Below are 20,871 nucleotides of genomic sequence, written 5' to 3'. Positions count from 1 at the left end.
ATGGTCACCACGCTTCCGGCGCTTCTCGCCACCCTGCTCTACGCGTTCCTCGGTATCATCGTGTTCGTGATCGGCTTCGTCGTGCTCGATCTGCTGACGCCGGGAAAGCTGTGGCAGGAGATTCGCGAGAACCAGAATATCGCCGTCGCCATCTTCTCGGGCGCGGTCGCGATCGGGTTGGCGATCATCGTCGCCGCCGCCATTCATGGCTGAAGGAGACCCCGCCGCGCCGAAACCTCGCGCGTCGGCACCCGCCGCCGCGCTGCTTGCCTCTGCCTTCATCGTATCGACCTGCGGGCTGATCTACGAACTGCTCGCCAGCACCCTGGCCAGCTATCTGCTCGGCGACAGCGTCACTCAATTCTCCACCGTGATCGGTACCTATCTGTTCGCGATGGGCGTCGGGAGCTGGTGCTCGCGCTATGTGCATCGCGACGAGCTCAGGCTGTTCATCCGCGTGGAGCTGCTGATCGCGGTTCTCGGCGGCGCATCGGCGGCGACGTTGTTCGTGCTGTTCCCGCTGGTCGAGCATTTCCGCGTGGCGCTCTACGGGGTGGTACTCGCGATCGGCTTCCTGGTCGGGCTCGAGATCCCGCTGCTAATCCGTATCCTGCGCGTCTTCGATTTCCGCGAGACCGTGTCGAACGTCCTGACCTTCGACTATGTCGGCGCACTGGTCGCCAGCCTGCTCTTCCCGCTGCTGCTGATGCCGCATCTCGGCATGATCCGCACCGGCTTCCTGTTCGGCATCCTCAACGCCGCCGTCGCGCTGGCGGTGCTGCTCACCCTGCCCCGCGCCGCGGGATATCGGATGGAGAAGATCACCGCGCTGCTCGTGCTGCTTGGCCTGGGCGCCGGCTTCGTCGCATCGGACCGGCTGCAGCGCTGGGCCGAGGTCGCGAGCTATGGCGAACCGGTGATCTATGCGGTGAGCACCAAGTACCAGCGGATCGTGCTCACCCGCCGCGACGACGACCTGCGCCTCTACCTCAACGGCAATCTGCAATTCTCGTCGCGCGATGAATATCGCTATCATGAGGCGCTGGTGCATCCGGTGCTCGGCCGCGTCGCGAACCCGCGCAACGTGCTGATCCTGGGCGGTGGCGACGGGCTGGCGGCGCGCGAAGTGCTCAAGCATCCCGAGGTGCAGCACCTCACCCTGGTCGATCTCGACGACGAGATGACCGGGCTCTTTTCGAAAACCGCGATGCTGACCGATCTCAACAAGGGATCGCTGACCGACAAGCGGATGACGCTGGTCAACGCCGACGGTTTCCGATGGGCGCGGGAGGCCGGGGCGAGCAAGGCCCGGCATTATGACGCGATCATCGTCGATTTCCCCGATCCGGTCGATTACTCGGTCGGCAAGCTCTATACCGAGACCTTCTACCGGGCGGTGCGCAAGCTGATCGCCCCGGGCGGGGCGATGGTGGTGCAGAGCACCTCCCCGCTCATCGCACCGATGGCGTATTGGACCGTCGCCTCCACCCTCGAGGCAGCAGGGCTGCAGACGCGGGGCTATCATGTCTATGTGCCGAGCTTCGGCGAATGGGGCTTCGTCCTCGCTTCCGCCGGCTCGATCCCCGACCAGGCGCGCATCCTGCCTGGCGGACGCTTCCTGACTCCCGCCGGTGACCGGCAGCTCTTCGATTTTCCGCCCGACATGGCTCGGCGTCCGGCACCTGTGAACCGACTCGACAACCAGGTGCTCGTCCGCGAATTCGCCGACGCGTGGAGCAAATATGAAGGCTGACCGGCGCACGCTGCTCGGCCTGGGCGCGGCAGCGGTCGCCGCGGCGGGCGGCGGGCTGGCCTATGCGCTGGAGCGCGAGGCGCCGCTACCGCCGGGAGCGCTTGGCGGGGCGGACCTGGCGCGCGGGCACCGGCTGCGCGACGGCGGCTTTCCCGAGCCGAGCCGGTTCGAGGACGTCGATCTCGTCATCGCCGGCGGTGGCGTCGCCGGGCTTTCGGCCGGATGGCGGCTGCAGGATGCCGGCTTCACCCGCTTCAAACTGCTTGAGCTGGAAGACCAAGTCGGGGGCAATGCCCGCAATGGGCGCAACGCCGTCTCCGCCTATCCGCTCGGCGCGCATTACCTGCCGGTGGCGAACAAGGAAGCGAAGGCGCTCCAGCACCTGCTGCGCCAGCTCGGCATGATCATCGGCGATAGCGATGGCGCACCGGTCTATGATCCCGAACAGCTTTGTGCCGACATGCAGGAACGGCTGTTCTGGCAGGGGCGCTGGCAGGAAGGACTGATCCCGCGCACTGGGATCAGCGCCCAGGATCGCGCCGACCTGGCAGCCTTCGAAAGGACGATGGCTGCCTATTCCAGGATGGTGGGCAGCGACGGCAAGCCGGCCTTCGCAGTGCCTATGGCCTATAGCTCGCGCGACGCCTCCTTCGCTGCGCTCGATGGCCTCGACTTCGCACATTGGCTTGATTTGCAACGCTGGCACTCGCCGGTGCTGCGCGCGCATGTGCGGTACGCAATGCGCGACGATTACGGCACCGAGCCGCAACACGTCTCCGCCTGGGCCGGCATCCATTATTTCGCCGGTCGCCGCGGCTGGGCGGCGAATGGCGCGGGCGAGAATGAGCTGACCTGGCCAGAGGGCAATGGGCGCCTGGTTCGCGGCCTCGCCGGCTTCTTCCCGGATCGCATCGCCCCCGGCCACATCGTCCACCGCGTCTCGCGTGAGGGGGAAAGCGTGCTCGTCGACAGCTTCGACGTCGCCGCGAACCAGACCGTCCGCACCCGCGCGCGCGCCGCGATCCTGGCGATGCCGCATTTTGTCGCGGCGCGGGTATGTCCCGCGATCGGCAGCGCGAAGGAGTTCAGCTATGCGCCCTGGCTGATCGCCAACATCACGCTGGACCGCCTGCCGCAGGGCCGCGGCGTTCCGCTCGCCTGGGACAATGTGTCGAGCACGAGCAATTCGCTCGGCTATGTCGTCGCGACGCACCAGGGCCCCGATGCGATCGCTGCAGGTACGGTGCTCACCTGGTACCTGCCGCTGTCGGATATGGAGCCGGTGGTCGCGCGCCGGCTGCTCATCGAGCGCTCGGCCGATGACTGGAAGCGCATGGTGCGCGACGACCTGCTGGCGATGCATCCCGAGCTGGACGACGCGATTCGTGGCATCGAGCTGTGGCGCTGGGGTCATGCGATGATCCGCCCGACGCCGGGCTTCCTCTGGCGCGCCGAGGCGCTGCTGCCCGAGCCGCCGTTATTTCTCGCCCATTCGGACCTGAGCGGCCTGTCGCTGTTCGAGGAAGCCCATTATCACGGCGTACGTGCAGCCGAACACGCGATGGCGCTGCTCGATCACGCCCATGAAAGCCTGTTGTGACCGGACACCATCTCATCGCGGATCTCCGCAGCGCCACGCGGCTCACGGACTCGGTTTACGTCGAAGCATGCCTGGTCGCAGCTGCGGCGGCCGCGGGGGCGACACTGCTCGAGGTTCGGCTCCACAGTTTCGGACCCGGTCAGGGCGTGACCGGCGTGGCCCTGCTCGCGGAATCGCATATCTCGATCCACACCTGGCCCGAATATGGCACCGCCTGCGTCGATATCTTCATGTGCGGGCGTGAGAATGATCTCGACGCTGGGCTGGAGGCGATTGTGGCCGGCCTGGCCGGCGAAATAGTGCGCTGTTCGGTTGTCGAGCGATACTTCGGCGAACAGACCACAGGCGATGTCCACCTGGCTGTCGGCACGGACTCGTCTCCCGCGGGGGTCTCCGATCAGCGCCTGACGAGCAGCTTTCGCGCGAGCGCCTGAAGGTCAAGCGCGACGGAGCGAGCCCGCCGCGCCGTCGGGTCAGACGCGCTTCACCAGATTGGGAACCGGCGATTCCTTGGTCGACTGGTTGGCCGCGTTCTGCTTCGGCGGTCCGGCCTTTTTTGGCTTGCGGGCTTCCTTGTTGCCCTTTTGCTGACCCTTGGCCATCGGCTTGCTCCTCCTTGACGTTCGAGCCCGAGGGCCAACGCTCTGACCCGGATTGGAGCAGCATTCCGGGCCTAGGCCGTTGTAGCGGCCCGCACCAGCGCAATCGCCCGCGAAGATTTGCGAGGAACAGGGCCGTTGGAGGCCTGCCGCCCTTGCCATGTACCCCTGCAAAGCCCACATGCTATTCATCGGCAGGCCGCTTCGCGGCTGGCCAATTCGCATGTGGCGGCGCTGGCCTCCGGTTGTGAAAGCGACACTCCGTCGCGACCCAGCGACCGAAACGGCCGATCCATGACAGTCAAGGACATCCAGTTCTCGCGCGACGCGCGAGACGGCATCATGCGCGGCGTCGACAAGCTCGCCAATGCGGTGCGCATGACGCTGGGGCCGAAGGGGCGCAACGTCGTCCTCGACAAGGGCTATGGCGCGCCGCACATCACCAAGGACGGCGTCACCGTCGCCAAGGCGATCGAGCTTAGGGATCGCTACGAGAATATGGGCGCCCAGATGGTGCGCAGCGTAGCATCGCGGACGCAGGACCATGCTGGCGACGGCACCACCACCGCCACGGTGCTCGCCCAGGCGATCGCCCGCGAGGGGATGAAATCGATCTCGGCCGGGGTTAGCCCCGTGGAGCTCAAGCGCGGCATCGATATCGCCGTGGCCCATGTGGTGGAGGCGCTGAAGGCGCGGGCGCGGCCGGTATCCGGTACCGAGGAGATCGCACAGGTCGGGATCCTCGCCGCCAATGGCGATGCAGAGATCGGCAACATGATTGCCGCGGCCATGGAGAAGGTTGGCAAGGAAGGTGTGATCTCGGTCGAAGACGCGCGCGGCACCGACTTCGAGCTCGATATCGTCGATGGCATGCAGTTCGAGCGCGGTTATCTCAGCCCCTATTTCGTCACAGACGAAGCCCGGATGACGGCAGAACTGCAGGATCCGTACGTCCTGATCCACGAGAAGAAATTGTCGGACCTGCGCGCATTGCTTCCGCTCCTGGAGGCAGTTGCGCAATCGGGCCGCCCCATGCTGATCGTCGCCGAAGAGGTGGAGGGCGAGGCGCTTGCCACGCTCGTCGTCAACCGGCTGCGCGGCAGCTTGAAGATCGCGGCGGTCAAGGCGCCGGGCTTCGGCGATCACCGAAAGGCGATGCTTGAGGATATCGCGATCCTCACCGGGGGTGTGGTCGTATCGCCCGATCTCGGCATGCGGCTGGAGGGCGTGACGCTCGACATGCTCGGCAGCGCCCGGCGGGTGACGATCGACCGGAACGACACGCTGATCGTCGATGGTGCGGGCGATGCAGCGGCGATCGCCGCGCGGGTGGCGACACTCAAGGCGCAAATAGACCTTAGCGACAGCGAGCATGACCAGCAGCAGCTCCAGGATCGGATGAGCAAGCTGGCTGGCGGTGTCGCGGTCATCCGCGTCGGCGCCTCGACTGAAGTCGAGATGCGCGAGCGCAAGGACCGGCTCGACGACGCGCTCCACGCGACGCGCGCGGCGGCGGAGGAAGGCATCCTGCCCGGAGGCGGCACCGCGCTGCTTTATGCTTCCCGCCGGCTCGAGGGCATGCGCGGCGCCAATGACGGCCAGAGCCGCGGCATCGACATCATCCGCAAGGCGCTCTCGGCGCCGCTGCGCCAGATCGTCGAGAATGCCGGCCTGGACGGCGGCGTGGTCGCGAGCAGGCTGCTTGACGGCGGTGACGAGGATATCGGCTTCAACGCCCAGGCCGGGCGCTACGAGAATCTGGTTCAGGCCGGGGTGATCGACCCCGCGCTCGTCGTGCGATCGGGGCTGCAGGATGCCGCTTCGGTAGCGGGCCTGCTGCTCACCACCGAAGTCGCCATCGTGGAATTCACTGACACCTCGCCAGCCACGCCCGAGATGGCGCCGGCGGGCGGCTTCTAACCCTCACCAATCCCATCCCTTCCAGGAGTATCGCAATGTCCAGAGTCCCCCTCCGTCCCTATCTCGTCTCCAAGGATGAGGAGGGCGTGTTCCGCGTGACCGTGCGCACGACGCGCTACAATTCGCAGAGCTATCCGATCGTCACGAGCGAAGTACTGGAAGACGTGTTCAAGACCCAGACCGCCGCCAAGACATTCGTCCGCGAGCAGTTCCGCGCCGAAACCAACGAGATCGCCACCAAATAGCGGTTATTTGCGGCTCTTGCGCGCGGCGTAACGCGCGTCGCGCTCGGCCTTCTTCTCAGCCTCGGTCTTTTCGGGGACGTTGGCCGCCTCGGCGGCGCGGGCTGCGGCTTCGGCCGCCAGCTTGCGCTCCTCGGCGCGCGCGTTCTTCTGCTCCGCGGCACGCTGGGCGCGCTCGGCTGCCTGCTCCTCTTCGCGCTTCAACCGCGCTGCCTTGGCTTCGGCCAGTTCGGCTTCGCTTGGCGCGGGCTTGGCGCGGAGGCGCTCGAGCGCCTTCTGCTTGGTCTGGCGCGAAAGAGCGATACGCTCGTTGAAATCGGGCGCACGATAGGCTGTCATGTCGTCAGAAGCTCCGGGAAGTGTCGAGGTCTTATAGGGCGGCATTCACCCTGGAAGCGAGTACCTATAACGAGGAGGATGCGATTTCGCCGCATCCTCCCCGCGATATGGCGCCTGGCTCAGGCAGCCTGAAGGTTCACCGCCGACGACTTGCCGCGCTGGTCGTTCTCGATCTCATAGGAGATACGCTGATCGGCCTGCAGCGTCGTCATGCCGGCGCGCTCGACCGCGCTGATGTGGACGAAGCTGTCATTGCCCCCGCCTTCGGGAGAAATAAAGCCATAGCCCTTGTCGATATTGAAGAATTTGACTGTGCCGATCGGCATGGGATGTTCCTTTCGCGAACATGGAAGTGTCCGCGCGCAGGTGCACACGGAGCCAGGAAGCGTGAAAGGGAAGAGTCGGCCCGGAAGCGTCGGTTTCCGTCGCAGGCGACGATAGCGAGTCGGATATGGGTACGCCGCCGCAATAATCAATACGGCCGCGTAGATGGAGGGTCCGCCTATGCGTGCGCCGCCGCCTCGGCATGACCGCGATCGGGGTTTTCGCTGAAACCGCGATCCTCCCCGCCGGGCGCCGTTCTCTGGTGCAACACTCGAGCTTCTCGCTTTTCAGCCAGAATCCCCTCCTTGGCCCAGGCAAAAGCAGCCAGCGTTGCGATTTGCTTCACATTGGGCAGCACGGCATTCTCGGCGAGAAGATGCTGCCGCGCTTCCTGCGCATGGCACATGCTGGCGGTGGGCTTCATCGAAAATTCCTTTGCGAGATGGGTGACAGCAGGCGCCGGCGGGCCAGCCTGATCGTCTTTACTAGTCGGCCTTGCCCGCACGCCATGGCAGGCCTGGTATCTGCACCATGTCGCGCCGGCACCGGATGCAGACACTGGCGAAATGGCCCTGCACCCAGCGAGTATGCGCCGGATCCGGAAGGTGCGTGCCGAACAGCGCATGAAGCAGATTAGCCATCGGCGACGCCCACGCGTTGCGCACGCCTAGCCGCCGCGATCGCATCGTTGAGCGCGCTGTAGCGGAAGCCGTGCCAGTGGAAGTAATCGACTGGGATGCGCTGGATGCCATAGGTGGCCATCGCCTCCGCCGGGTCCTCGGCGACCGGTCGGACCTCTGGATCGAATCTCGGTTGCATGACGTTTCCTTGCTTGGAGTCGACGACGGCAAAGGCTCAGTTGATCCGCTGCTGTTGCCATGGCTCGCGCGTAACCGCGCCAGTGAGAACGCGGGAGCCATAGGCGCGCGCTACGAGCACCGTATCGGCAGCGTTCATGAACACGACGCGCGTCCCGCGCGGCAGAAGCGGCTCGATCGCGCTGATCGCCGCGCCGTGCTTCGCCGCTACCGCCATCACATCGGCGACGGTGGCATCGACGTTCAGAGCGCGGGACAAGGGAGAGCCTCGCGCGGTTGGCGCAGTTCCGACATCTCAGAAGGAAAAAGCGAAAGGACGCGCCGAAGACGCTCCACGGGCACGCGTGGCGCCAGACGGAGAACGGGCGCAGAATGGCTTTGGGATGATAGAAGCACGCAGGGCTCCCCCGTCAGAGCGGGAGCGCACGCATCTCTCAGCCGCACCCTGCTCGTGACCGAAACGATGCGATAAGCGGGATATGGGAAGACCGCGCGGATTTACCAGTGCGCGCCCCCAAATCGGGTTCATTCGGCGACGCCCGGGGCAGGAAGCGATCATCGGACCGTCGAAGATCCTTCGAACGGTTCGGATAAGCTTGATTTGGCTGGTGAATCGCCGATAGCCGTGCCCGAGCGAAAATCTGGAAGATGGGCACTGATGACAGTATCGAACGCACGTGACGCAGGCGCCCCCCGCTCAGGCATGAACCTTGGCGCCGGCCTTGGCCTTGCGCTCGTCATCCTCTTCTTCGTGATAAGCGGTGCCGTTGCGTACCAGAACATCAATGTCCTGCGCACGGACTCCCTCAGGATCCAGCACTCGCACGACGTGATCGTCGCGCTCGACGAACTGCTTTCGACCGTACAGGACGCCGAGACCGGCCAGCGCGGCTTCCTCCTCACCGGTCGCGAGCAGTATCTCGGCCCGTATAATGACGCCGTGGCACGCGTCGGCCGCAAGCTCGACGATATCGGCAAGCTGACCGGCGACAATGGCTCGCAGCAGGCTCGGCTGGTCACGCTGCGCCGCCATAGCGACGCGAAGCTCTCCGAACTCAAGCAGACCGTCGATCTGCGCCGTGGCGGCGGCGCGACCGCCGCGCTCGAGATCGTCAACAGCGACCGCGGCAAGGCAGAGATGGACGCGATCCGCACCCAGCTCGACCTGATGCAGCAGGAAGAGGCGCGCCTGCGCCAGGAGCGCCGCGACGAAATGGAGGGCGCGTACAAGACAGCCTGGGTCACCGGCATCCTGAGCGCATTGCTCGGCGTCACGCTCACTCTCATTGTCGGCCTGCTCTTGCGCCGTGCCAACGCTGCACGCGAGCGCCAGCAATGGCTGGAATCAGGCCAGGCACGACTTTCCACCGCGATGCTCGGCGAGCAATCGGACAAGGAGCTGGGCGAAAGTATCCTCGGCTTCCTGACCAAGTTCCTCGGCGCGCAGGGCGGCGCGCTGTTCGCCGGCGATGGCGGGCATTTCCGCCGCGTCGCAGCATTAGGCGTCCCGGGCGACGCCAAGATCCCAGATCGCTTCTCGCTGAAAGAAGGTCTGCTAGGGCAAGTCGCCGCCGATCGCGAAGCTACGGTGCTGAGCGACATTCCAGACGGCTATCTCATCATCGGCTCGGCACTGGGCCAGGACAAGCCGCGCCATTTGACCATCGCGCCGGCGATCGCCGACGACACGGCTCAAGGCGTGATCGAGCTTGGCTTCCTTCAGCCGATCGGCCCGGACGTGATGACCTTCCTGGAACAGGCCGCCGGCTCGATCGGCGTGGCGCTGCGTTCGGCGCGCTTCCGCACCGACCTGCAGAATCTGCTCGAGGAAACGCAGCGCCAATCGGAAGAGCTGCAGGTCCAGAGCGAGGAACTGCGCGTCTCGAACGAGGAGCTGGAGGAGCAGGGCAATGCGCTCAAGGAGCAGCAGGTCCGGCTCGAGCAGCAGCAAGTCGAGATGGAGCAGACCAATGCCCAGCTCGAGGAACAGGCCCAGCAGCTGGAGGCGCAGCGCGACGACCTCACCAAGTCCAACGCCTCGGTCGAGCTGAAGGCGCGCGAGCTCGAACAGGCGAGTCGCTACAAGTCCGACTTCCTCGCCAACATGTCGCATGAGCTGAGGACGCCGCTCAATTCGCTGCTCATCCTGTCCAAGCTGCTTGCCGACAATCCGAACGGCGCGCTGAGCGACGAGCAGATCAAATATGCCCAGACCATCCAGTCCTCGGGTAACGACCTGCTCCAGCTGATCAACGACATCCTCGACCTCTCCAAGATCGAGGCGGGCCATGTCCAGGTGCGGCCCGAAGCGGTCGGGCTGGAGCGCATCGTTTCCGACATGCGCCAGCTGTTCGAGCCGATCGCCGGCGAGCGTGGCCTGGACTTCGACATCGTTCTTGCCGACGACCTGCCCGAGACGATCGACACCGATCGCCAGCGGCTCGACCAGATCCTCAAGAACCTGCTGTCCAACGCCTTCAAGTTCACTGAGGAAGGCGGCGTCCGCTTCGAGATCGCGCCGGCCGGCGCGGACCGGCTCGCGCTCACCGTCATCGATTCCGGCATCGGCATCGCCGAGGAGCAGCAGCGCGAGATCTTCGACGCCTTCCGCCAGGCGGACGGGACGATCAGCCGCAAATATGGCGGCACGGGCCTAGGCCTGTCCATCTCGCGCGAGCTTGCTCGCCTGCTCGGTGGCGGCATCGTGCTGGAGAGCACCCCCGGCAAGGGCAGCCGCTTCACGCTGACGATCCCCCTAGTCTACGACCCGGCGCTCGTCGCCGCGCGCGAGGAGCCGGCACCGAGCAGTGCCGCGCCGGCACCGCTGCCCGTGCCGGCCAAGCGCCTCGGCACGCCCCGCCCGGCGCGAAAGGTCTCGGACGACCGCGACAAGCTGACCACCGGCGAGCGCGTCCTGCTCGTCGTCGAGGACGACAGCAATTTCGCCGGCATCGTGCGCGACCTGGCGCACGAGATGGGCTTCCAGTGCCTGATCGCGGGCACCGCGGAGGAAGCACTCGACCTCGCCCGCCGGTTCAAGCCGAGCGCCGTCGTGCTCGACGTCGGCCTGCCCGACCAGTCCGGCCTCGCCGTGCTCGACCGGCTCAAGCGCGACATCCAGACGCGGCACATCCCGGTCCATGTCGTCTCGGCCGCCGACCATAGCGCCACCGCACTTTCGCTCGGCGCGATCGGTTATCTGGTGAAGCCGGTGAAGCGCGAGGAACTCTCGGGCGTGCTGGAGGCGCTGGCGGCCAAGCTCTCGACCAATGCGCGGCGCGTGCTGATCGTCGAGGACGATGCGGTACAGCGCGACGCCGTCGCCAAGCTGCTCGCTTCGGGCGAAGTCGAGACGGTCGGCGTCGGCACCGCCGCCGAATGCCTCGAGCTGCTCAAGACCGAGACGTTCGACTGCATGGTGCTCGACCTGACGCTGCCCGATTCCTCGGGCTTCACTTTGCTCGAGACGCTGCATGAAGGCGGCGCGCACAGCTTCCCGCCTGTGATCGTCTATACCGGCCACGACCTGTCCCCCGACGACGAGCAGCGGCTGCGGCGCTATTCGGACTCGATCATCGTCAAGGGCGCGCGCTCGCCCGAGCGGCTGCTCGACGAAGTCACCCTGTTCCTGCACCAGGTCGTCACCGACCTGCCGCCCGAGCACCAGAAGATGATCCAGACGGCGCGCAACCGCGACGCCATCCTGGAGGGTCGGCGCATCCTGGTGGTCGAGGACGATGTCCGGAACGTCTATTCGCTGACCAACATCCTCGAGCCGCGCGGCGCCGTGGTCGAGATCGCCCGCAACGGCAAGGAGGCGCTGGACATGCTGGAGAAATCCAGCGCCGATAGCGCCACCGCGATCGACCTCGTGCTGATGGACGTGATGATGCCGGTGATGGACGGCCTGACCGCAACCCGCGAGATCCGCAAGGATGGGCGCTGGAAGACGCTGCCGGTAATCACCCTGACCGCCAAGGCGATGCCCGACGATCAGGAACGCTGCATCGAAGCGGGCGCCAACGATTATATGGCCAAGCCTCTGGACGTGGACAGGCTGCTTTCGCTCGTCCGGGTCTGGATGCCGCGTTAGGATCCAGCATTTGTCCGACATCATCGAGGATATCGAGGTCCGGCTGCTGCTGGAGGCGCTCTTCCGGCGCTATCATTACGACTTTCGCGATTATGCCCAGGCCTCTATCCGCAGGCGCCTGCGGCAGGCGCGCCAGCAGCTCGGCTTCCCCAACATCTCCGCGATGCAGGAAGCACTGCTCCATGACGAGGCGATGCTGCCGAAGCTGCTCGCCTATCTCACCGTGCAGGTCAGCGAGATGTTTCGCGACCCCAGCTATTTCCGCGCGATCCGCGAGAAGGTTGTCCCGCACCTGCGCACCTATCCCTCGCTGAAGATCTGGATCGCCGGGTGCAGCGGCGGCGAGGAGCTCTATTCGCTCGCCATCTTGTTCCGCGAGGAGGGGCTGGAGGATCGGACGATCTTCTATGCGACCGACATCAGCCAGGAAGCGCTGGAGACGGCCTCGCGCGGCATCTATGCGCTCGACCGGATCAAGACCTTCACCGAGAACCACCGCCTCTCCGGCGGCAAGTCGTCGCTCTCCGACTATTACACCACTGCCTATGGCGGCGCGGTGTTCGACAAGAGCCTGAGGGAACGCGTCGTCTTCTCCGACCACAGCCTGGTGACCGACGCTGTCTTCGCCGAGATGCACCTGATCTCGTGCCGCAACGTGCTGATCTACTTCAATCGCGAACTGCAGGACCGCGCGATCGGGCTGTTCCGGGATTCGCTGGTGCGCAGCGGCTTCCTGGGGCTCGGCTCCAAGGAGAATCTGCGCTTCTCGAGCCATGCCGAGAGCTTCGCGGACTTCGTCCGGGCCGAGAAGATCTACCAGAGGCGCGAAGGATGAGCCGGGTACCGCCGCGCGCAGTGGTGATCGGCGCGTCCGCCGGGGCGATCCAGGCGCTGTCGCTCATCCTGCCCGAGCTTCCTGCCGATTACCCCCTCCCCATCCTGATCGTCGTCCATATCCCCGCCGACCGGAGCAATATCCTGGCGCCGCTCTTCCAGCCCAAGTGCCGGATGGCGGTGCGCGAGGCGGAGGACAAGGAACCCGCACTTCCCGGCGTCATCTATTTCGCCCCGCCGGACTATCACCTGCTCGTCGAAACCGACGGGAACCTCTCGCTGTCGACGGATGAGCTCGTCCTCCATTCGCGCCCCTCGATCGACGTATTGTTCGAAAGCGCGGCCGATGCCTTTGGCGACGCGCTGGTCGGCATCGTCCTCACCGGCGCGAACGCCGATGGCGCCGCGGGTCTGAAGGCGATTTGCGATGCCGGCGGCATTGCCCTTATCGAAGAGCCCGAAACAGCCTATGCCGATGCCATGCCATTGGCGGCGATCGAGGCCTGCCCTTCGGCGCGCGTCCTGACGCTGGATGCGATCACCGAGTTCCTCACGAAAGATATCGACGCATGACCAGCGCAAGCCAGCCGGTAAAATTTCTGCTGGTCGACGATCTGGAGGAGAACCTCCTGTCGCTCGAAGCGCTGCTGAAGCGCGAGGATCTCGAGATCCTCAGGGCGCGCTCGGGCGACGAGGCGCTGGAGCTGCTGCTCGGCCACGAAGTTGCGCTCGCGCTGCTCGATGTACAGATGCCGGGAATGAACGGGTTCGAGCTCGCCGAATTCATGCGCGGCAACGAGCGCACGCGGCACATCCCGATCATCTTCGTGACCGCCGGCACCGCTGACGCGCAACGCCGCTTCCGCGGCTATGAGGCTGGCGCGGTCGACTTCATCCAGAAGCCGATCGAGGCCGATATCCTGCGCAGCAAGGCCGAGGTGTTCTTCGACCTGTACCGCCAGCGCCAGCTCCTCGCCGACCAGCGCGACGAGTTGGAAGCGGCGGCGCGCGCACTCAAGGCCGCGGATCGCCGCAAGGACGTGTTCATCGCCATCCTCGCGCATGAATTGCGCAACCCGGTTGCCGCGCTCCATGCCGGCATGCACCTGCTGAAGAAGCGCGCCGATACCGACCAGGCCCCCTATATCCGCGAACGGATGGAGCGGCAGCTGGCGCATCTGCGACGTCTCGTCGACGATCTGCTCGACGCCTCACGGATCAGCGAAGGCAAGATCTCGCTCCAGAAGGAGCGGATCGATTTGGAGACCATCCTGCGTTCGGCGGTAGAGGCGAGCCAGGCCAATATCGACGCGTCCGACCACAGCTTCACGATGGACGTGCCCGACGAGCCGGTCTGGCTCGAGGCGGACCATACCCGCATGTCCCAGATCGTCGCGAACCTGCTCAACAATGCCGCGCGCTATACCCCGCCCGGCGGCGTCATCACGCTCAGCGCGAGCCAAGTGGGCGAGCATGTCGAGATCGCGGTGCAGGACAATGGCGTGGGAATCCCGCTTGCGAAGCAAGCCGGCATCTTCGAGATCTTCATCCAGGTCGATGGCGAGCCCAACCAACCGGCAGGCGGGCTCGGCATTGGCCTGGCGCTCGTCCGGCAGCTCGTCGATCTGCACCAGGGCAGCATCGAAGTCGCCAGCGATGGCCCCGGCCAGGGAAGCCGCTTCACCGTGCGCATTCCGCTGACCGGCGAGGCGAGCGAAAGCTGACGGCCAGCGGCGATTGCCATGCGCGCCGGAACATCGTCACCGCACGACTGGTTAGCGCGGCAATGGACATGTTCTACAAGCCTTGCTGCCTCTCCTGGAATCCAGGTTGAGCGTCCCCGCCGAAAGGAAAAAGCTGCTGGACCAGCGGCGCGCGCTGAAAATGGCGCGCTCGGTCCACGCCTACGTCCGCGGCAACACCGCCAAATTCTACGAATGGTTGCAAGCATCGCCCGTCTGGGATGACATCCCGCACGGCCCCGCCATCTGGATCTGCGGCGATTGCCACCTCGGTAATCTGGGCCCTCTGGCAGACTCGGATCACAAGCTCGACATCCAGATACGCGATCTCGATCAGACAGTGATCGGCAATCCCGCGCATGACCTCATCCGGCTCGGCCTTTCGCTGGAGACGGCGGCCCGAAGCTCCGACCTGCCCGGAGTCACGACGGCGCGCATGGTCGAAGCGATGATTGATGGCTATGCGCGTGCGATGACGCCGGATCTGTCCGATGATCCGGCGGAGCCCGATGTGGTGCGGTCCGTTCGCAGGATGGCAACCGGCCGGCGATGGCGTCATCTCGCCAAGGAGCGGATTCAGGACGTCGAGCCCAACATCCCGATTGGCAAGCGATTCTGGAAGCTTGATCGCGATGAGCGGGCCGCCATCGACGCCCTGTTCGAGGAACCGAAGATCGCGACCCGCGCGATGGAACTCGCCGGTCTCGGGCGCAAGGGCCGCCTGCGTGTTGTCGATGCCGCCTATTGGCGCAAGGGCTGCAGTTCGCTCGGCAGGCTGCGCTACGCAGTGTTGTTGGGCGCTACGGCGAAGGATTCCGACAAGGAATATCTAGCGCTGGTCGATATCAAGGAAGCAGGACCGTCGGTGGTACCCGTGGCGAAAGGCGCAGCGATGCCGCGAGGCCGCGCGCAATGTGTTCTGGAAGGCGCCAGGGCGCTGGCACCGAACCTCGGCGAACGGATGATTGCGGCGCGGCTGCTCGACAAGCCAGTGGTAATGCGCGAGCTCGCTCCCCAGGATCTCAAGATCGAAGTCGAGCAGTTCACGCGCAAGGAAGCGGTAGCCGCGGCTGCCTATCTGGCCTTTGTGGTGGGCGTGGCACATGCGCGTCAGATGACCGACGAACAACGCTTGGACTGGCGCCGGACATTGCTCGCGCGCCGCAAAGGAGAGCTGGACGCGCCCTCCTGGCTATGGCGCAGCATCGTCGATCTCGCCGGGACACACGAGGCAGGCTATCTGGAACATTGCCGCAAGTTCGCGCTGCCGCAGGACTGACTAGGGCTCCGGATCGGGCGCGAAGGCCCGTAGGAACACATCAGCCGCCTGCCGTGCCTCCAGATCGCGGTCCTCCGCCGTTATCTCCTGTCCCCACATCATGCGCTGCTGCACACCGATGCACAGGCCAGTGAGAGCCCGCGCAGCGGACAGGGGATCATCGCGGCGCAGCGTCCCCGCTTCCATCTCCCCCGCCAGGAAAGTCGTCAGCAGCTGTTGCGTGGGCAGCGGCGCGCGGCGGTAGAAGATCGCGCCGACCTCGGGAAAGCGGCTGATCTCCGCGGCCACCAGCCGGTGGAGGCGCAACCCGTCAGGCGAAGTGATCTTGGTGATGAAGCTGCGACAGAATTGCAGCACGGTCGCGCGCACGTCCTCGCCGGGCTTGAGCAGGTCGGTGAGTTGCTGGCGATATTCCTTGGTAGCGTCGTCCAGCACCGCAGCGAACAGATCTTCCTTTGAAGGGAAATAGCTCCACAAAGTACCCTTGGAGCCGCCCAGCTCAACAGAGATCGCCGACATCGAAGCGCCCGAATAGCCCTGATCAAGGAATACGCGCCGGGCGATGGCCAGGATCGCCTCGCGCCGTTCCTCCTTTCGCGCCTCGCGCTTGCCGGGCGCCTTCTCCAATATTTTTTCCATAACCGTACTATAGGGTACGATTTCAGCTTGACAAGATGCAGGTCACGCCCATTTGATCGCCGTACCAGACAGTACGGTATTTAAATCATGACACGCTTTTTTCTCCGCCCGCTGCTGCTTACCGCCACTGCCGGGACCGCCCTTCTATCCGCCTGCGCGCCGGTGCCGCAGCTAGGCAGCCGCCCCGAAGTGCGCGCCGCGACGAGCTATGCCGCCGACCAGTCGCTCGGCGCTCGCGCCGACGCTGCGAGCTGGCCCGCTACCGACTGGTGGAGCGGCTATGGCGACGCGCAGCTCAGCACCTTGATCGCCGAGGGCCTGGCCGACTCGCCCGATCTCGCCGCTGCTGCCGCACGCCTCCGTTCGGCCCAGGGCTATGCCCAGCAGGCCGGCGCCGCGCTGCTCCCCTCGGTGGGCGTGCAGGCAGGCGCGACCGAAGGCAAGCAGAGCTACAATAACGGCATCCCTGCCGCCTTCGTGCCCAGGGGCTGGAACGACAGCGGCCAGGTCGCCGCGAATCTGAGCTTCGACCTCGACCTGTGGGGCAAGAACCGCGCTTCGCTCGCCGCCGCCACTTCGGATGCCGAGGCCGCGCGGATCGAACTCGAGCAGTCGCGCCTCGTGCTTTCGACCAACATCGCCAGCGCCTATGCCGATCTTGCCCGTCTCGCCGCCGAGCGCACCGTGCAAGTCCGCGCGCTCGCGCTGCGCACCCAGACGCAGAAGCTGGTCGGCGACCGCGTCGCCAACGGCTTGGATACCCAGGCCGAACTGAAGCAGGCCGCTGCCGCCGTGCCGGCAGCGCGCGCAGATCTCGCCGCCACGGACGAGGCGATCGGCCTCACCCGCAACCGCATCGCGGCGCTGCTCGGCAAGGGTCCCGATCGCGGCCTGACCATCACCCTACCCGCTGGCCCCACCGAGGCGCACGGGATTCCGGCCGGCGTCACCACCGACCTGATCGGTCGCCGCCCCGACATCGCCGCTGCCCGCGCCCGGGTCGAGGCCGCCGCGAGCCGCATCAAGGTGGCGCGCGCCGACTTCTACCCCTCGGTCAACATCAGCGCGCTGATCGGCTTCCAGGCCTTCGGCCTCGACAACCTGTTCAAGGGCGGATCGACCTATGGCTCGGTCGGCCCGGCGGTGAGCCTGCCGATCTTCCGCGGCGGCGCGCTTGCCGGCCAGTACAAGGGCGCACGCGCCGGCTATGACGAGGCGGTCGCGACCTATGACGCCACCGTCACCACTGCCTTTCGCGAAGTCGCCGATGCCGTGACCAGCAGACAAGCGCTCGTCACCCGTCTTGCCGAGAGCCGCCAGGCGCTCGCCGATTCCGAAGCCGCCTATTCGATCGCCCGCCAGCGCTATGAGGGCGGCCTGTCGACCTTCCTCAATGTGCTGAGCGCCGAACAGAGCGTGCTCCTCAACCGCCAGATCGTTGCCGACCTCCAGGCGCGGGCCTTCACGCTCGACGTCCAGCTGGTCCGCGCGCTCGGCGGAGGCTTTTCCACCAACTCTGCGGCTGCCGCCGCAACCAAGGACTCGACCCATGGCTGACGCCGAACCCACTCTCCACATCGCGAACGCCGAAGCCGAGGCCGCTCCCGCCAAGTCCAGCCTGCGCAAGCGCCTGCTCACTGGTATCGCCGGTGCCGTGCTTATCGCCGGTGTCGGCTATGGCGGCTGGTACGCGCTGGTCGGCAGCCACTATATCAGCACCGACAACGCCTATGTCGGCGCCGACACCGCCAGCGTGACTCCGATGGTCGCGGCTCAGGTCGCCGGCGTCGCAGTGTCCGACACCCATGTGGTGAAGAAGGGCGATGTCCTCGTCCAGCTCGACGACAGCGACGCGAAGATCGCGCTTGCCCAGGCCGAGGCCGAACTCGCCAAGGCGCGCCGCCAGTTCGGCCAGGCGTCCGCGACCAGCGTCGCCCTCGCCGCGCAGGTCCAGGCCCGCAGCGCCGATATTTCCCGAGCCCGTGCCCAGCTCACAGCCGCCGAGGCGGACTATGAGAAGGCGCGGGTGGACCTCGCCCGGCGCCAGCGCCTCGCCCCCAATGGCGCGGTGTCGGGTGAGGAGCTCTCCTCGGCGACCAATGCCTTCTCCTCGGCCAAGGCCAATCTGGAACTGGCCCGTGCCGGTATTGCCCAGGCGAGCTCGACCAAGGGCGCGGCCAGCGGCGAACTCGCGGCGAACAACGCGCTGATCAGCGGCGCCACCGCCAATTCCGCACCCGAGGTGCTAGCAGCCCAAGCCAAGGTAGCGCAGGCGCAGCTCGATCTTCAGCGCACCGTGATCCGCGCGCCGGTCGACGGTGTCATCACCCGTCGCAATGTCCAGGTCGGCCAGCGCGTAGCGCCGGGCACGCAGCTGATGCTGATCGTCCCCGTTGCCCAACTCTATGTCGATGCGAACTTCAAGGAAGGCCAGCTCAACAGCGTCAAGGTCGGCCAGCCGGTGACGCTCAAGTCCGACCTTTATGGCGGCCAGGTCGAATATCACGGCAAGGTCGTCGGCCTGTCGGGCGGCACCGGATCGTCCTTCGCGCTGATCCCCGCGCAAAACGCGACCGGCAACTGGATCAAGGTGGTTCAGCGCCTGCCCGTCCGCGTCGCGCTCGATCCGAAGGAGCTTGCCGACCACCCGCTACGCATCGGCCTTTCCATGGACGCCGAGATCGACGTCTCGAAGAACTGAGGACCGGCCCGATGAACGGCAAGACCGAGACAATGGCGCCCCTGGCCGGGCTGCCATTGATCCTCGCGGGCGTGGTGCTCGCGCTCACCAACTTCATGGTCGTGCTGGACACCACGATCGCCAACGTCTCGGTCCCGCATATCGGCGGCAGCCTCGGCATCTCGTCGAGCCAGGGGACGTGGATCATCACGTCCTATGCCGTAGCGGAGGCGGTTTGCGTGCCGCTCACCGGCTGGCTCGCCGGGCGCTTTGGTACGGTACGCACCTTCACCTTCGGGATGATCGGTTTCGGCGTCTTCTCGGTGCTGTGCGGCCTGTCGTCCACGCTCAGCATGCTCGTCGCCTGCCGTATCGGCCAGGGGCTGTGCGGCGGTCCGCTGATGCCGCTCAGCCAGACCCTGCTGATGCGCATCTTCCCACCCCAGCAGCGCGCCCAGGCGATGGGCGTATGGGCGATGACCACCGTCGTCGCGCCGATCCTGGGCCCGATCCTGGGCGGCACGATCAGTGATTCCTGGTCGTGGCACTGGATCTTCTTCATCAACATCCCCGTCGCCGCCGGCTGCGCGTTCGGCGCGATGCGGCTGCTCTCCAAGGTCGAGACACCGACGAGCAAGCTGCGCGTCGACCGGGTCGGCCTGATGCTGATGCTGCTTTGGATCGCCGCGCTGCAGATCATGCTGGATCTCGGCCGCGAGCATGACTGGTTCAACGACGGCACGATCGTGATGCTGGGCGTGATCGCGCTGATCGGCTTCGTGGCCTTCGTCGCCTGGGAAGCCACCGACAGCCAGCCGATCGTCGACCTGCGGGTGTTCCGCCACCGCGGGTTCACCGTGTCGGTGCTATCCCTTTCCTTCGCCTTCGGGACCTTCTTCTCGTCTGCGGTGATCATCCCACAATGGCTGCAGACGAGCATGGGCTACACTGCGACCTATGCCGGCTATGCCACTGCCTTCACCGGCGTGGCGGCGGTGATCATGTCGCCAATCGTCGCCAAGCTCAGCTCGAAGGTCGATCCGCGCGCGCTGGTCTGCTTCGGCATCCTCTGGCTGGGCCTCACCTCGCTGCTGCGCGTCCACTGGAACAGCCAGGCCGATTTCTGGAGCCTTGCCTTTCCGCAGATGCTCCAGGGCTTCGGCATGCCGTTCTTCTTCATCCCGCTGACCACGCTGGCGCTGGGTTCGGTCGAGCCGCAGGAAACGGCGTCCGCGGCGGGCGTGATGGCCTTCCTGCGCACGATGGCAGGCGCGATCGCCACCTCGATCTCGACCACGGCATGGGACGACAGCGCCCGCGCCTCGCGCAGCGAGATCGTTTCTCGGCTGAACAGCGACGGCACGGTCAACGCGATGACTGCGCAGGGCTTCTCGATCGACCAGGCGCGCAGCGTAATCGCCCAGCTGGTCGATAAGGAAGCCTATGCACTGGCGACGAGCCACATCTTCCTGGTCTCGGCTGTCGTCTTCGTCGGCGCGGCGATGATCATCTGGCTAACCCCGCGTCCGCGCCGGGCAGTCGGTCCGGGGGCTGCGCACTAGCCCTTTGGCGTCACCCAGACCGAGACCGGCACTACGACCTTCCCCGGTGCCGGCTTGCCGACATCGACGCGGTCCGCGGACACCAGCTCGCCGCTTTCGAGCGTGAAGGAGGCCCATGGCTTTGGCATCCGCCCGAAGGTCATCTTCTGGATGGGCTGGCCGGTGGTGGAATTCATGATGGTGGCGATAACTGGCATGGCGCCGGGTACCGATCAGCCCCCCTTCCTGTCCAGATGATCCCCGGCATAATCTGTGGACATCTTGGAGCCTGAAGACAGGCCCCGAAAAACGCGGCGCGGGGAAAGAGGGATTCCATACCCGCGCCGCGTTACAGGTTCGTTAGAACCCGATCTTGACCCGGACGGATGCCTTTCCTTCGCGGGTATTTTCGCCGGCGGCGCCTTCGAGGGCGATGCCGAGGCGGACGTTCTTGCTGGCGCGGGCATC

The 20,871-nt window shown here is 65.8% G+C and carries 23 protein-coding genes; 14 read left to right on the top strand and 9 right to left on the bottom strand.

What is annotated here, in order from left to right; translation table 11 throughout:
• From AC1RPL_RS00115 to speD, 4 genes are read left to right on the top strand one after another with little or no spacing between them, the layout of a single operon-like run.
• Entirely contained in the window at positions 1-213 is a 213-nt protein-coding gene (locus AC1RPL_RS00115; RefSeq protein WP_493067231.1) for a DUF350 domain-containing protein, read from the top strand.
• Positions 206-1,753 (top strand): polyamine aminopropyltransferase, encoded by a 1,548-nt coding sequence (locus tag AC1RPL_RS00110; protein ID WP_493067230.1) that lies wholly within the window; start codon positions 206-208, stop codon positions 1,751-1,753. Before AC1RPL_RS00115 ends, AC1RPL_RS00110 begins: the two co-directional genes overlap by 8 nt.
• Positions 1,743-3,353 carry an FAD-dependent oxidoreductase gene (locus AC1RPL_RS00105; RefSeq protein WP_493067229.1) on the top strand — a complete coding sequence of 537 codons (1,611 nt, stop codon included), beginning with the start codon at positions 1,743-1,745 and terminating at the stop codon, positions 3,351-3,353. The genes AC1RPL_RS00110 and AC1RPL_RS00105 overlap by 11 nt, the downstream gene beginning before the upstream one ends.
• Positions 3,350-3,787 carry an adenosylmethionine decarboxylase gene (gene speD, locus AC1RPL_RS00100; RefSeq protein WP_493067228.1) on the top strand — a complete coding sequence of 146 codons (438 nt, stop codon included), beginning with the start codon at positions 3,350-3,352 and terminating at the stop codon, positions 3,785-3,787. Before AC1RPL_RS00105 ends, speD begins: the two co-directional genes overlap by 4 nt.
• Positions 3,788-3,826: 39 nt before the next feature.
• Here the strand turns inward: speD and AC1RPL_RS00095 are convergent, their stop codons facing one another.
• Complete coding sequence (locus tag AC1RPL_RS00095; RefSeq protein WP_493067227.1) at positions 3,827-3,955, bottom strand: hypothetical protein; 129 nt, start codon at positions 3,953-3,955, stop codon at positions 3,827-3,829.
• 291 nt (positions 3,956-4,246) lie between these two features.
• Here AC1RPL_RS00095 and groL point away from each other — a divergent pair, with 291 nt between their 5' ends.
• Both groL and AC1RPL_RS00085 read left to right on the top strand, forming a co-directional pair.
• Positions 4,247-5,872, top strand: a complete 1,626-nt coding sequence (gene groL, locus AC1RPL_RS00090; RefSeq protein ID WP_493067226.1) for a chaperonin GroEL — start codon at positions 4,247-4,249, stop codon at positions 5,870-5,872.
• A 35-nt stretch (positions 5,873-5,907) separates the two neighbouring features.
• Positions 5,908-6,117, top strand: coding sequence for a hypothetical protein (locus tag AC1RPL_RS00085; protein WP_493067225.1), 210 nt, complete (start codon positions 5,908-5,910; stop codon positions 6,115-6,117).
• A 3-nt stretch (positions 6,118-6,120) separates the two neighbouring features.
• Here the strand turns inward: AC1RPL_RS00085 and AC1RPL_RS00080 are convergent, their stop codons facing one another.
• From AC1RPL_RS00080 to AC1RPL_RS00055, 6 genes are all read right to left on the bottom strand, one after another.
• Positions 6,121-6,453: a DUF6481 family protein gene (locus AC1RPL_RS00080; RefSeq protein ID WP_493067224.1), complete on the bottom strand. Its 333-nt coding sequence runs from the start codon at positions 6,451-6,453 to the stop codon at positions 6,121-6,123.
• A gap of 119 nt (positions 6,454-6,572) precedes the next feature.
• On the bottom strand, positions 6,573-6,779 hold the full coding sequence (locus tag AC1RPL_RS00075; protein ID WP_493067223.1) for a cold-shock protein: 207 nt from the start codon (positions 6,777-6,779) through the stop codon (positions 6,573-6,575).
• Positions 6,780-6,955: 176 nt separating this feature from the next.
• Positions 6,956-7,201, bottom strand: a complete 246-nt coding sequence (locus AC1RPL_RS00070) for a hypothetical protein (RefSeq protein WP_493067222.1) — start codon at positions 7,199-7,201, stop codon at positions 6,956-6,958.
• A 61-nt stretch (positions 7,202-7,262) separates the two neighbouring features.
• Positions 7,263-7,418, bottom strand: coding sequence for a hypothetical protein (locus AC1RPL_RS00065; RefSeq protein WP_493067221.1), 156 nt, complete (start codon positions 7,416-7,418; stop codon positions 7,263-7,265).
• Positions 7,411-7,596 (bottom strand): hypothetical protein, encoded by a 186-nt coding sequence (locus AC1RPL_RS00060; protein ID WP_493067220.1) that lies wholly within the window; start codon positions 7,594-7,596, stop codon positions 7,411-7,413. Before AC1RPL_RS00060 ends, AC1RPL_RS00065 begins: the two co-directional genes overlap by 8 nt.
• Positions 7,597-7,632: 36 nt before the next feature.
• Positions 7,633-7,854, bottom strand: coding sequence for a hypothetical protein (locus AC1RPL_RS00055; protein ID WP_493067219.1), 222 nt, complete (start codon positions 7,852-7,854; stop codon positions 7,633-7,635).
• Positions 7,855-8,298: 444 nt separating this feature from the next.
• Here AC1RPL_RS00055 and AC1RPL_RS00050 point away from each other — a divergent pair, with 444 nt between their 5' ends.
• From AC1RPL_RS00050 to AC1RPL_RS00030, 5 genes are all read left to right on the top strand, one after another.
• Positions 8,299-11,688 (top strand): response regulator, encoded by a 3,390-nt coding sequence (locus AC1RPL_RS00050; protein ID WP_493067218.1) that lies wholly within the window; start codon positions 8,299-8,301, stop codon positions 11,686-11,688.
• A 10-nt stretch (positions 11,689-11,698) separates the two neighbouring features.
• Positions 11,699-12,523: a CheR family methyltransferase gene (locus AC1RPL_RS00045; RefSeq protein WP_493067217.1), complete on the top strand. Its 825-nt coding sequence runs from the start codon at positions 11,699-11,701 to the stop codon at positions 12,521-12,523.
• Positions 12,520-13,095, top strand: a complete 576-nt coding sequence (locus AC1RPL_RS00040) for a chemotaxis protein CheB (protein ID WP_493067216.1) — start codon at positions 12,520-12,522, stop codon at positions 13,093-13,095. The genes AC1RPL_RS00045 and AC1RPL_RS00040 overlap by 4 nt, the downstream gene beginning before the upstream one ends.
• The gene (locus tag AC1RPL_RS00035) at positions 13,092-14,246 is read left to right on the top strand and encodes a hybrid sensor histidine kinase/response regulator (protein ID WP_493067215.1); all 1,155 of its coding nucleotides are present in this window, start codon (positions 13,092-13,094) and stop codon (positions 14,244-14,246) included. Before AC1RPL_RS00040 ends, AC1RPL_RS00035 begins: the two co-directional genes overlap by 4 nt.
• Positions 14,247-14,352: 106 nt before the next feature.
• A complete protein-coding gene (locus AC1RPL_RS00030; protein WP_493067214.1) occupies positions 14,353-15,543 on the top strand; it encodes a DUF2252 family protein in 1,191 nt (396 codons plus the stop codon).
• On the opposite strand, the gene AC1RPL_RS00025 is transcribed toward AC1RPL_RS00030, so the two are convergent.
• A complete protein-coding gene (locus AC1RPL_RS00025) occupies positions 15,544-16,170 on the bottom strand; it encodes a TetR/AcrR family transcriptional regulator (RefSeq protein WP_493067213.1) in 627 nt (208 codons plus the stop codon). It lies immediately after the preceding gene.
• 99 nt (positions 16,171-16,269) lie between these two features.
• On the opposite strand from AC1RPL_RS00025, the gene AC1RPL_RS00020 reads away from it, so the two are divergent.
• The 3 genes from AC1RPL_RS00020 to AC1RPL_RS00010 are packed head-to-tail and all read left to right on the top strand — an operon-like array spanning position 16,270 to position 20,424.
• Positions 16,270-17,739 carry an efflux transporter outer membrane subunit gene (locus AC1RPL_RS00020; protein WP_493067212.1) on the top strand — a complete coding sequence of 490 codons (1,470 nt, stop codon included), beginning with the start codon at positions 16,270-16,272 and terminating at the stop codon, positions 17,737-17,739.
• A complete protein-coding gene (locus AC1RPL_RS00015) occupies positions 17,732-18,883 on the top strand; it encodes an HlyD family secretion protein (protein ID WP_493067211.1) in 1,152 nt (383 codons plus the stop codon). Before AC1RPL_RS00020 ends, AC1RPL_RS00015 begins: the two co-directional genes overlap by 8 nt.
• Before the next feature lie 11 nt (positions 18,884-18,894).
• Positions 18,895-20,424, top strand: a complete 1,530-nt coding sequence (locus tag AC1RPL_RS00010; protein WP_493067210.1) for a DHA2 family efflux MFS transporter permease subunit — start codon at positions 18,895-18,897, stop codon at positions 20,422-20,424.
• Here AC1RPL_RS00010 and AC1RPL_RS00005 read toward each other — a convergent pair.
• The gene (locus AC1RPL_RS00005) at positions 20,421-20,621 is read right to left on the bottom strand and encodes a hypothetical protein (RefSeq protein ID WP_493067209.1); all 201 of its coding nucleotides are present in this window, start codon (positions 20,619-20,621) and stop codon (positions 20,421-20,423) included. The genes AC1RPL_RS00010 and AC1RPL_RS00005 overlap by 4 nt on opposite strands.
• Between the last annotated feature and the right edge of the window lie 250 nt (positions 20,622-20,871).

This window comes from Sphingomonas sp. GW821-FHT12D09 (assembly GCF_058807215.1).
This window is presented reverse-complemented; position numbering and strand designations above follow the sequence as displayed.